The organism is Alishewanella agri BL06 (assembly GCF_000272005.1).
In the GTDB taxonomy this organism is placed as follows: Bacteria; Pseudomonadota; Gammaproteobacteria; order Enterobacterales; family Alteromonadaceae; genus Alishewanella; species Alishewanella agri.
The window spans coordinates 51,334-62,824 of sequence record NZ_AKKU01000025.1; the positions used below are offsets into that span (position 1 = coordinate 51,334).

Below are 11,491 nucleotides of genomic sequence, written 5' to 3' on the forward strand. Positions count from 1 at the left end.
TATTAGCTCAGCCAAGCCCGAGCTTGTCGTTATTTTGTCATCTGCGGTCAGCACACTCTTGGCTTGAATTTATAGCCTCGGGAATAACTCTAAGATGAAAGCTTTACTTCGACCTGGATTTAAACGCAACAGCCTGGCTTTAGCGCTCGCGGCAGCCGGCTTTTTCAGCACTGCTGCTCTGGCGCAGGGTGTCGATGTGCCATTAACGGTTTCAGTAGTACAAATTGACGGGCCGGCCATCCGCGGCCAGCTGAGTGATGACCGTAATGTGCTACTGCAAGGCGCGCTGATAAGGTTAATCGGCACTAACCGTGAAACCACCACCGACAGTCAGGGGCGGTTTCGGTTTGAAAATCTGCCGGCCGGCACTTATCAGTTGGAAGTGCGCTACCTGGGTTACGCTGCCAAACAGGTTGATGCCTTAGTCACCGCGGAGCAGGGTGCGGCCCTGACGCTGCGGTTTGCCAATAATCAGGTTGAAGTACTGAATATTGTCGGCAGTCGCGATGCGCAATCGCGGGCGCTGAATATTCAACGGGCGTCAGATAATGTGAAGTCGGTAGTCTCCGCCGATTACCTGGGGCGTTTTCCGGATGATAACGTTGCAGAAGCCATGCAACGTTTAGTCGGCGCCTCGATTCAGCGCGATCAGGGTGAAGGCAAATACGTCAACGTACGCGGTGCGCCGCTGGAGTTTGCGAATGTCTCGATCGACGGTGTGCAGGTCCCGTCACCTGACGGCACGACCCGGGCGGTGGATCTGGATACCATTCCCTCTGACATTATCTCGTTGTTAGAGCTGACTAAAGCCATTACTCCGGATATGGATGCCGATGCGATTGCCGGTAATATCAATATCGTGACGCAGGGGGCGCTGGACAGCAAAGGCCGTATTTTACGCGGTAAAGTGTCGGGCGGTAAAAATGAGAAAGGCAATGGCGACGCGTATAAACTTAGCCTGACGTATGGCGACAAGTTTAACGGCTCAGAGCGGGCCGGCTTTTTATTCTCGGCACAGCATAGCGAGACCAACCGCGTCACCGATAACGTAGAGCATGTCTGGACGCAGCTGGATAACGGCGAATATGCACCTGAAATCACCGAGTTTAAAGATTATGACTTAAAGCGTATCCGCTCTGGTATTAGCGGCCGCTTTGATTTCCGCGTTGATGACAATAAGCACTTTTATCTGAGCCATAACTATTCGCGGTTTGAAGATAACGAGTATCGCGATACCTTGCTGATAGAGTGGGAGCGTCACACGCCGGACTCAAACCAGGTGAGTGGTATTGCCGGGCGAGCCACCTTTGAAAAGGAACTGCGCCACCGTACCTTTGTTAACACGATTAACACCACTGTTGCCGGTGGCCGTGTCGATATGGACCGCTTTAGCACCGATTTTCAGGCCTCTTATTCGTCAGCTGAGCAGGCTTATCCCAATCGGGATTACCTGTTGTACCGCGAACGCACCCGGCCACGTCTGGCCTATGATTTCAGCAACCCGGATCTGCCGGAATTTCAGATCTTAAGTGCGGACGGTCAGGTGGTGCGTACCGATTTTAACTTTGCCCCAGCTGATATGAACTGGCGCCGTTATGAGCGTCGTACCGGGGGTGCCGAGGAAACCGAACAGGCTTATGTACTTAACTTCACCGTGCCGGGGGAATGGCGCAGCGCGTTCTCTGAACTGAAATTTGGTGCCAAAGCCCGCTTTAAAGAAAAAGAAAATGATGAGAACCGTCTGCGTAATTCGGTTGGTACCAATGCCCCGGGTTATGCCGAGGTGATTATCGATCAGCAATCCCGGCCTTTTGATGGCTTTTATAACAACGGCCCGAAATTGCGCCGTGACTTTGTCGCGGTTTACCGCGATATTTTTGAGAATGCCGATTTTCTCGATCGTGGTGCGCCGTCCATTACCGGTGACTACCGTGCCAAGGAAGACATCCTGGCGGTTTACGCGCAAAATAAACTGGATTGGGACAACACTACCGTGTTGTTTGGTGCGCGGTTAGAGCAAACCAAAAACAGTGGCCAGGCGTTTGAGTATGATTTGGATACCGATACTGCGACTTTGCAGGATGCCAGCAAGACCTACACCAAGCTGTTCCCCAGTGCGCATTTACGCCATGAACTGGACAATGGCCTGATCATAAAAGCCGCCTACAGCACCGGTATTCGCCGGCCGAACTTTGTCGACCTGGTGCCGTATTTTATTATTGAAGATCGCGAATCAGGCAGTGGTTCGGTCGATATCGGGAATATCGATTTAAAACCGACCTACGCCCACAACCTGGATTTGACCGGCGAATACTACATTGCGCCGGTGGGTTTGTTGTCGGCGGGCGTGTTCTATAAAAAGCTGTCCGATCCGATTTTTAAAGCCCGCAGCGAGCTGGTGGGGGGCGAATTTGATGGCTTTAATATGGTGCGGCCAGAAAACGGTGACAGTGGTTATCTGTACGGTATTGAGCTGAACTGGCAGCAAACACTGGACTTCCTGCCAGGCGCGCTGAGTGGCTTAGGTTTTATTGCCAACTATACCCATACTAAGTCTGAAGCCGATTTACCCTTTGGTATCGGCAAAACCGAGTTAAATGGCACCAGCCGCCATACGGTGAACCTGGCCTTGCAGTATGACATCGAAAAATTCAGCAGCCAGTTAGCCTATAACTATCGCTCAGAGTATATCGATGCTTTCGATACGGCGAATCCGGGGTTAAACCTGTATTGGGATGGTCGCGGCACTCTCGACTTTACAGCCAGTTATCAGCTAACCAAACAGCTGTCAGTTTTTGTTGAGGCCACTAACCTGACCGATAGCAAAGCCATTCGCTATCAGGGCGAGCGCGGCCGGGTTTACGAGCATGAGCAGTTTGGCCGGGCCTGGCAACTGGGTTTAAGCGGTAAATTCTAAGCTTAACCGCAGCAGAGGCCGGAACCGGGTTCCGGCCTTTTTTATCGCTAAAGGAATCTTATCTTATGCAAAAATTTCTACTCAGTTCCGGAATGCTGCTGATGCTGTCGGCCTGTCAACCCGCACCACAAGTTGCGGCTAACGTGAGTGCAGCGGCCACCACGGCCAGCAACGGGGCGTTATTAACCAGTAAAACGCCGTACCAACCCCAGCAAGACTGGCGCAGTTACAGTGCCGTACCCGTGGGGTTCAGCGCCGTAGGGCTACAACATGTGGCGCGGCATGGCTCGCGTTTTTTATCCAGTCAGGGCGATGACATCCTGATGTTAGAATTGCTAAAGCAGGCTGCAGATGCTGGTGCCTTAACCCCGTTAGGGCAGCAATTGGCTGCGCTGGTTAACCGGCTGCATCAGGCGCATCAGCCCAATAATTATGGTGAAATTTCTGCGTTGGGCGTGCAAGAGCACCGGCAGATGGCGCAGCGCTTACTGGCAAGGTCGCCACAGTTGTTCGAGCAGGCAGTGGCACAGCAGCTGCGGATCGCGGTGTTGCATTCAGGGCGGGAGCGTGCCGATCAAAGTGGCGACGCCTTTGTTGCCGGGCTAACAGAGGTTATGCCAGCGCTTAAACCCCTGTTTGATACTCCGCAAGCCGACGAGCGTACCTTATATTTTTATAAAGCAGAGGGGAGTGAAGCCTTCGCCCGCTATCGTGACGAAGACCCACGGTTACTGAGTGCCATGCAGCAACTCGCTGCCGACCCAAGCCGGCAGCAAGCGGCGCTGTCGATGTTGGCGCGGTTTTTTCAACCAGAGTTTCTTAACCGCCTGCAGCAGGGCGAAATTGAACTAACGCTGCCGGATGACGACGATGCGATTCGCAATCCGCTGGATGCGGCTAATGTGCTGTTTAGCCTGTACAGCATTGCCAGTAACCTGACGCTGGAAGGTCCGTTTGATTTCAGTGAGCTGTTGCTGGAGGAGCATTTGCAACCGCTGGCTGAACTGGATGATGCGGATTCCTTTTATGGTCGCGGTCCGGCGTTTGCAGGTGATGATATTACCTATCGTCTGGCCGGGCGTTTAGTTGCTGATATGCTGGATAAAGCCGAGCAGCCAAACGGTTACGTGGCCAGTTTTCGCTTTACTCATGCCCAGGTGCTGATGCCACTGGCAGCCTTGTTAGGCATCGCTGGTGCCAGTGAGCCGTTGCCGCAAAGCGTGTTATATAGCTATAAAAACAGCCCCTGGCGCAGTGCTAAGGTTTCGCCGATGGCAGCTAATGTGCAGTGGGAAGTGTATCGTAATGCCGATAACCTGACGCTGATCCGGATGCTGCATCACGAACAGGAAACCGCTTTTGGCGGCACTTGCCAACCCTATACCGGCAGCCACTTTTTCTATACCAGCAGCGAGCTACGTCGCTGCCTGCTCCCCTAACTTATCCACAGCACTCCGGTACCGGTCTGACCTCTGACCGGTACCGGAGACGTGTGGATAACTGGTACCGGGTGTGTGATTAATTGTGCGTCATTGCTGCCGGATAAGCGCCACGTTCCGGCATCACGCCCTTACCCATTCTGATCTGCAGCACTACCTCGACCTCATTACGCTTATCCAGGCCGATACCGGCTTCATATTGTGGTCGATGAACAGTACGGGTGCGACAGCCCAGCAATGAACAGTCGCGCACCGTATCCTGCTGATAGCTAACGCCAAGCTGGCTGCTGTTATCGCGTTGCCGCTCCCGCAGCGTTTCCTGCTCAACCACGAGGTACCAGTCGAACCCCTGCTCTGCAGTAAGTTCGGCAGCGCGCTGCATCGCATAAGCTTTGGCCCGCTCGCGATCTTCACCACGGCTTTTAAAGCTGACCCGGTAAAAATTATCCGCTATGCGCTGTTCGGCATAGCCGAAACCGCCGTTTAGTGCAGGCCGGTAATCCGGTTTGCTGCTACAGGCGGCGAGCAATAACACCGCCAGTAACAGCCAAGGTTTCGCTAAAAAGGACACCTTACTCATCATTACCTCCGAGCGGTGATTTTAAATATCGCTGTTCAGCCGTTGCATCTAATGCCTGCCCTGCCATTAATTGGTCCAGCATCGGATCCAGCAGCATGGCGGCGCTGGCGGTGTGATAGCCGCCGGCCTGACGGTGCTGTGCCACCGTGATACTGGCCTGTTGCTGCCAGCCGTTTGTGGTACGACAGGCGATGGTTTCGGTAAGCTGCGTTGCACTCTGCAGGCTGACGTAGCGGCAAAACTCTCCGCTGTGATTAATAAAACTCAGTTGTGGTGTTAACTGCTGATCCTGCACCTGCACCTGACGGCCACTTGGCGTGCTATCGAGGGCAACCGCCAGTTGTGCGGCGAAGCTATTGCTACTGTCGGGGAGCCATTGCGCTACGCCATAGCCGGCAAGCAGTGCCACACAAGCGACGGCAGCGGCATGGCGTTGAAGCTGCTGACTGGCACGGCGCCACCACGGAAAGGGGATCACTTCTGCCGTTTCAGGCGTTGTTGCGCCGTGCAGCAGTGCGGTGATCGCCTCAGGAATAGGCGTTTGCTCAATTTGTCTGGCATGTTGCTGCACCAGCACATCCACCATGGCCAGGCTGGCGAGGCGATCCACTAAGCTTTCATCTTCCAGCAACTGCTGACGCACCAGGGCCATCTCAGCTTCGGATAGGCTGGCATCCAGAAAGCCAGATAACAGTTCATCGGTTAATTGCATGTCAGCCCCCCGGGTAATTTTAACTTGTTGGCGATGGCAAGCCGCGCTCTGGCCAGCCGGCTCATAATAGTCCCAGCCGGGATCGCCAGAACTGAGGCAGCTTCCTGATAGCTCATCCCTTCCACCGCCACCAACGATAAAACTTCACGCTGCTCGGGCGGTAGCGTATCCAGGGCCTTACCAACCTGAGTCAGCTGAATATCATTTAATAGCTGCGCTTCGCCATCGGTTTCGGTCAGGGTTTCATACTCTACCTGTGGCTGGGCCGTCTGCCTTACGCGCCGTGCGCGGTATTCATCTATCCATAAATTACGGCAAATCCGAAAGGCCCACTGTGCCGCTGGCACACCATCGGGTGTTGGGTAGTCCAGCAAACGGACCAGAGTGTTTTGGGTTAAATCATCGGCATCAGCGCGGCTGCCCGTTAGCGAATAGGCAAAGCGGCGTAAGGCCGGGAGTAGTAATTGTAAGTCAGCTTTGGTCATAAGCGCTCTCCTTTTACCGGGATAACGGCTGAGGTTGACCTTTTATTCCAGCAGCAGGGAATTTTTTTTGACACCAGCCGTTAGCATGATACAAGTTATGCAAGTTAAAGAGGTGTGTTGATGAAAAAAACCTTAGTCGCAGCACTGTTTCTGGCCGGTTTGCCTGCTGTCAGCCCAGGGCAGGTAGTGCGCCCCCCTGAGCTGCCGCCGCCTCTGGTTGATACCTTAAAGCAACCCACCGGCGAGTTGTTGCGGCAAACTGAGCAACTGCAACAACAGCTTGCCGAGCAGCGCTTGCGCGAGCAATTGGCCGCGCTGGCGACCTTGCCCGACCCACTGCAGCTACCGGCGGTACAGGACATTCTGACCCTAAGCGGTGAACCACTCTGGCGCGAAGTTGAAGTGGAGCAGGGCTTTCGTGCCATAGAACGCGAGTGGCTATTGTTGCTAACCGCAGACGAGTGGCAGGCGTTGCAGCAGCGCTGGCCTGAGCTGGCCGGTTATCTGCAGCGACAACAGCCTTTACCTGCTTTGCAGCTAACGTTAGTGACATTAAAGGTGCCAGCTGCCCTTGATTCGGCGTCTGCATTAGCGCAGCAATTTAGTGCCGAGCTACTGCGTTACAGTGGGCGTAATCATTTGTACCAGCCGCAGCAGCAAGCCAGCACCGCAGCGCCGCAGGCCGCGTCTCAGAGTAAGGCCAGTATGTGCGATTGGCCGGTCAGCCTGGGAATGGTCGATACCGATATTAATACTGAGTTGCCTGCGCTGGCCGTGCAAAGCGGGCACTTTAATCTGGTGGCGCGGCGCTTTTTACCTGAACAGCTGGCAGCCAGTTATGCCCATGGTACGGCGGTGGCCAGTTTGCTGGCGGCGCGCGACCCGGCGATCACGCCGTTATTACCGCAATTAACGTTGTACAGTGCCGCGGCTTTTTATGCCAGCAATGCGGTGCAGCAATCCGCCAGTTTAGAGCACTTGCTGACGGCACTGGACTGGCTGGCGAGTCAGCCGCTGCAGGTGATTAACCTCAGTCTGACCGGGCCTGATAACCCGGTGCTGGCGTTACTGATCCAACAATTACAGGCCCGCGGACTAAGTTTGGTGGCGGCTGCCGGCAATGGCGGCCCTGCGGCAACCCCTTTATATCCGGCGGCCTATCCGGGAGTGATTGCAGTAACCGCAGTGGCACCGGATATGACTCCCTATCGTTGGGCTAATCAGGGCGACTATATCGATTTCGCCGCCGTCGGGGTAAGAGTAGCAGCACTGACCGCCAATGGTCAGGTGCAGCCACAAAGTGGGACCTCTTTGGCAGCACCCGTCGTCAGTGCTGCGGTGGCTTGCTGGCGGGCCGCACAGCCGCAATTAACGCATCAGCAGGTGTATCAGTTACTGATGCAGCAGGCCCGCGACCTTGGCGAGCCGGGTAAAGATCCGGTAACGGGGCACGGGGTGATCGAACCGCCGCTAGAAACTCAGTTGTAGCGACAGTGAGCCGCGACTTTCGGTGTAATCTGCGCTATCGAGGATGGACTGAAAATCACCGAACTCCAGTTTGCTGATCAGGGCAAAGTGCTCTGACAGCCCCAGTTGCCATTGCAGATCCAGCTGACGTTGCAAGTCGTTACGGGCAGCTGCAGTATTGGCCACACTATGGCTCTGATACTGGCGCCGGGCGACACGGGCGCCAAACTGCAGTTGCTGCGGCAAGGTCCAGGCGGTAAAGCGGGTCGACATTTTCAGTTGCACGGCCGGTGCCTGGTAGCGGAACTCAGTGGCATCGGCGGCCTCCCAATCGTAACGCAGGCCCAGGCTGATAAAGCGCTGACCATCAGCACTAAACCAGAAACTGTCGGCACTGAGGCTACGTGTTTGGGCATCACGGCCATTGATATTATCGAAACGCTTTTGGCCAAGTGTTAGTGCCGGGCGCAGATACCAGGTATCACTGGCACTGTGCATCGCGTAGACACTGCTTTGGGTTAAGGTTAAAAAGGGAGCAGACGCCAAGCGTGCATCGGCATGGTACAGGTTGATGCCTAAGCTGGTGGCACCCAATTGATACTGGCTGTCTAAAAAGGCCAGCTGCAATCTGAGATTATAGTCGTCCGCATTTTGATACTGTTTATCCTGCAGCGAATAGCCAGCAAACACTTGTAGCTTATCAGTGGCTTGCCAGCTGGCATTGACATCGGCTTCCAGCAAACGGGCATTATCGGAGCGGCCACTGGCCTGGTTTAATTCACTGACATTGACGTTAGATTGATATTCTAACCCCGCCCGCACCTTACCGGAAAAACCCCAGGCCGGTGCGGCGGACTCTGTAGTTTGTGCCGCCAGCGCCGGGGTAAGCATCAGGCTCAGCAGGGCGGTAGCGGGCAAAGTATGGCGAAAGCATAACATGGGAATACTCCTGCAAAAACGAGCCCTGCAGCGGGCAGGGCCCGGTGCATATTACAGACCGGTGGTCAGCCGCAGGCTGTTCCGAACGGTGTTCGAGACTTCAGCGTTAACAGCCTGATTGACGTTTTGCAGCACTTCCGCACTGGCAGCTTGCTGCACCAACTGGTTGGCTGAACCCTGAACCTGCTGTTGCACTGCCTGGCTGACATTCGCAGTAACGGCCCCGGCCGTTTGTTGTGCGGCCTCTGCACTGCCTGATGCCAAACCTTGCACCTGAGAGCTCACTGCCAGCGCATTGGCAACGGTGCTGGCCGCATCAATACTGGCTACCGCCTCGGTTACCGTGGCAGTGGGTAGCTCAGGCAGAGCCGGCTGTGGCATAGCGTTGTCTGCCAGCAGGTCGGTTAAGCCCAGTGCCAGCTCACCTTCACTTTCAGTGTTGGTGTCGGTTGCTGCATCGGCGTTACCCGCAATGGTAGTAGGTACTGCAACGGTTTCTTCATCTGCTGGCTCGGAGTCAGCAGCAGGCAGGGTATTGGGGGTGCTGATCGAAGCAGTGGCAGAGGCCTGGGTATTGCTACTTTGGCTGGCTTGCGCATTGGCAGAACCGCTTTGCGCCTGGCCAGCAGATGCAGACATCGCGGTTTGAGCCGATGTTTGAGTGCTGACACTCAGGCTAACATCCGCCAGCGCCAGGGTAGAAAAACAGGCTAAAGCAATTAATGATGGTTTAAATACAGTTTTCATGATCGTTTCCTCTTTTTGTCACACTGACACCGAGGTAACGGATCAAAACACTATTTTATTCCCGTTTTTTTGAAACTTATCCACAGCACTCCGGTACCGGTCTGACCTCTGACCGGTACCGGAGACGTGTGGATAAGTGCTGTGTTGGTTAGAAGCGATAGCTTAGGCTAAGACGCAGGCTGCGTGGTGTCATCGGATGGAGATGTTTGTCGGCTATACCTTCTGCCGTTTCACCCGGAAGGCGGGAGCTATAAAAATATTCGATATCACTTGCCCGGCTGTTTAGCAGATTAAACAGCTCGGCGCTGAATTGCCAACGATCTAACTGATATTGAACGCGGCCATTAACCACGGTGGAGGATGCGGAGCGCATCTCGTTAAAACTGTCTAAGGTGCGTTTACCGAAGTGCCTTAACCTTAAGCTCAGTTGCCAATTCGAGTTGGCCTGATATGTGGCGCCCATACTCAATACCAGAGGTAAAGCGCCATCAATATAATTCCCTTCGCCCTCTTCATCTGTAGTAAAGCGCGAGCGTGTCATTGCCAGCTCAGTATCCAGGCTCCATTTTTGGCTTAGCCAATAATACAAACTTGCTTCTATACCATAACGTCGTGAAGCCCGGCTTGGCTCGTTTGTTCCTTCATCTCCGACATAGAGCAATTCTGAGTCCATCTCCAGATACCAGAGCGCAACAGAATAACTCAGCGCACTATAGTCAAAATAACGTAGTCCGATCTCTGCTCCCTCGCTGGCAACCAGAAAATCTACCGGATCAATTAGCGCGTTCGAGCTTGGTTCACGGCGAGTGGTGGTGCCGCGCGCATCATTAGAATGAAAACCCTGCCCGATATTCAGATAAGACAACCAGTTTTCACTTAGTTGATAATTCAAGCCGGCTTTTAGCGATAAGACACCATCACTACTGCGGCCACTATTCACCGGCATGTCACTGTCGACACGCGCTGTCATCCAATCGTAACGCAGCCCGAGGTGGGCAGTAAGACTTTCAGAGAGGGCGATACTGCTCTGCTGAAAGATGGCAGCACTGCGCTGCATAATTTGATCGGTACGCACAGTGCTGAGTCGGGTTCGATTGAGGGTCGCATACAGGCCTAACTCATCAATATCATCTATCCGGCTCTGCACTCCGAGCAAATGCTCCACCTCAAGGTCAGCCAGTTGCTGATGCCAATGATAGCTCAGCTCACCACCATATAGATGACGTTGGTCACTTTGCTCAAACTGATCCCCGTTTAGTGGGTCATTCAGAAAGTAGGTAAAGTTTGACCAGAGCGCCAGCTCTGAGCGCACCAGATAGGCATTTCCCCGCCAGGCGTCACTGAACCAACTGGCAGAAATACTGTAGCGACTGCTTTCGCCACCAAGTTGGGTATCCAATGAGCCAAAACGGTCAATTAATTGCGATTCGATAGCCCGAAGTGGTACTTGGTCGGCGCTACGCCAGCTATTGTCATAAGCCATCACAGTTACGGCAAATTGTGCTAACCCTATTTGTTGCGTGTAGCGGCCAAGCAGATTAATTTTTTGCTGATCTTCCTTGAGATCCCGCCAGGGGCCATCGTAACCATGTAACTCTGTTGCCAATATCAAAGCACCAGAGGTGGTATTAACCGTACCCTTAGCCAGTAAACGTTGATATTGGTGATCGCCCAAAGTCAGTGCCAACTCGTTGGCTGTAGTATTTTGCAAACCAAAACGAGCACTGCCAGCTGCAGCAAAATCGCCACTATTGGCGTGATAACTGCCTTTTTGATAATCAATTTGGCTAACTAATTCAGGAATAATAAAGTTGAGATCGGTATAACCCTGGCCATGCCCGTGGCTGCGCATATTGACCGGCATTCCATCGACATAGTTGGCAAAATCAGTACCGTGGTCCAGGTTAAAGCCACGCAGAAAGTACTGGTTAGATTTACCGCTGCCGCTATGTTGAGTCACTATCATACCCGGGATAAATTCTAAAATTTCGCCGGTACGTGATAACGGCCGTGCGGCAATTTCAGCGCTACCCACTATGCCTTCTGAAGCAGAAATACTCTGGCCCAGTAAATCAAGTTGGCGGCCTTTGATTAAAATCGTTTCTACTGAATGTGCTGACAAAGGGTCGGCCGCCAGCGGCGCAAGCCATAACACCAGCGGAGTCGCCAGCAATATATTCGGTTTTCTTATTGGCATGACTGACC

Annotated in this window: 9 protein-coding genes; 3 read left to right on the forward strand and 6 right to left on the reverse strand. The window is 53.8% G+C overall.

Annotated elements, in window-relative coordinates; all coding sequences use genetic code 11:
* Positions 1-94 precede the first annotated feature (94 nt).
* Positions 95-2,917 carry a TonB-dependent receptor gene (locus tag AGRI_RS12565; protein ID WP_008985281.1) on the forward strand — a complete coding sequence of 941 codons (2,823 nt, stop codon included), beginning with the start codon at positions 95-97 and terminating at the stop codon, positions 2,915-2,917.
* Between the two features lie 65 nt (positions 2,918-2,982).
* Positions 2,983-4,356: a histidine-type phosphatase gene (locus tag AGRI_RS12570; RefSeq protein WP_008985282.1), complete on the forward strand. Its 1,374-nt coding sequence runs from the start codon at positions 2,983-2,985 to the stop codon at positions 4,354-4,356.
* A gap of 79 nt (positions 4,357-4,435) precedes the next feature.
* Here AGRI_RS12570 and AGRI_RS12575 read toward each other — a convergent pair whose 3' ends face one another.
* From AGRI_RS12575 to AGRI_RS12585, 3 genes are read right to left on the reverse strand one after another with little or no spacing between them, the layout of a single operon-like run.
* Complete coding sequence (locus tag AGRI_RS12575; protein ID WP_008985283.1) at positions 4,436-4,936, reverse strand: CC0125/CC1285 family lipoprotein; 501 nt, start codon at positions 4,934-4,936, stop codon at positions 4,436-4,438.
* A complete protein-coding gene (locus AGRI_RS12580; RefSeq protein ID WP_008985284.1) occupies positions 4,929-5,648 on the reverse strand; it encodes an anti-sigma factor in 720 nt (239 codons plus the stop codon). The genes AGRI_RS12575 and AGRI_RS12580 overlap by 8 nt, the downstream gene beginning before the upstream one ends.
* The gene (locus AGRI_RS12585) at positions 5,639-6,133 is read right to left on the reverse strand and encodes an RNA polymerase sigma factor (RefSeq protein WP_008985285.1); all 495 of its coding nucleotides are present in this window, start codon (positions 6,131-6,133) and stop codon (positions 5,639-5,641) included. Before AGRI_RS12585 ends, AGRI_RS12580 begins: the two co-directional genes overlap by 10 nt.
* A 120-nt stretch (positions 6,134-6,253) precedes the next feature.
* On the opposite strand from AGRI_RS12585, the gene AGRI_RS12590 reads away from it, so the two are divergent.
* A complete protein-coding gene (locus AGRI_RS12590; protein ID WP_008985286.1) occupies positions 6,254-7,621 on the forward strand; it encodes a S8 family serine peptidase in 1,368 nt (455 codons plus the stop codon).
* Here AGRI_RS12590 and AGRI_RS12595 read toward each other — a convergent pair.
* The 3 genes from AGRI_RS12595 to AGRI_RS12605 form a co-directional block, all read right to left on the reverse strand.
* On the reverse strand, positions 7,604-8,539 hold the full coding sequence (locus AGRI_RS12595) for a surface lipoprotein assembly modifier (protein WP_008985287.1): 936 nt from the start codon (positions 8,537-8,539) through the stop codon (positions 7,604-7,606). The genes AGRI_RS12590 and AGRI_RS12595 overlap by 18 nt on opposite strands.
* 51 nt (positions 8,540-8,590) lie before the next feature.
* Positions 8,591-9,286 carry a hypothetical protein gene (locus tag AGRI_RS12600; protein ID WP_008985288.1) on the reverse strand — a complete coding sequence of 232 codons (696 nt, stop codon included), beginning with the start codon at positions 9,284-9,286 and terminating at the stop codon, positions 8,591-8,593.
* A 148-nt stretch (positions 9,287-9,434) separates the two neighbouring features.
* Positions 9,435-11,483, reverse strand: a complete 2,049-nt coding sequence (locus AGRI_RS12605) for a TonB-dependent receptor (protein WP_050979302.1) — start codon at positions 11,481-11,483, stop codon at positions 9,435-9,437.
* Positions 11,484-11,491: the final 8 nt, after the last annotated feature.

Coding starts and splice junctions, on each gene's coding strand:
- AGRI_RS12590 (WP_008985286.1), top strand. CDS start 6,254: ATGAAAAAAACCTTAGTCGCAGCACTGTTTCTGGCCGGTTTGCCTGCT.
- AGRI_RS12580 (WP_008985284.1), bottom strand. CDS start 5,648: ATGCAATTAACCGATGAACTGTTATCTGGCTTTCTGGATGCCAGCCTA.
- AGRI_RS12575 (WP_008985283.1), bottom strand. CDS start 4,936: ATGAGTAAGGTGTCCTTTTTAGCGAAACCTTGGCTGTTACTGGCGGTG.
- AGRI_RS12605 (WP_050979302.1), bottom strand. CDS start 11,483: ATGCCAATAAGAAAACCGAATATATTGCTGGCGACTCCGCTGGTGTTA.
- AGRI_RS12585 (WP_008985285.1), bottom strand. CDS start 6,133: ATGACCAAAGCTGACTTACAATTACTACTCCCGGCCTTACGCCGCTTT.
- AGRI_RS12565 (WP_008985281.1), top strand. CDS start 95: ATGAAAGCTTTACTTCGACCTGGATTTAAACGCAACAGCCTGGCTTTA.
- AGRI_RS12595 (WP_008985287.1), bottom strand. CDS start 8,539: ATGTTATGCTTTCGCCATACTTTGCCCGCTACCGCCCTGCTGAGCCTG.
- AGRI_RS12570 (WP_008985282.1), top strand. CDS start 2,983: ATGCAAAAATTTCTACTCAGTTCCGGAATGCTGCTGATGCTGTCGGCC.
- AGRI_RS12600 (WP_008985288.1), bottom strand. CDS start 9,286: ATGAAAACTGTATTTAAACCATCATTAATTGCTTTAGCCTGTTTTTCT.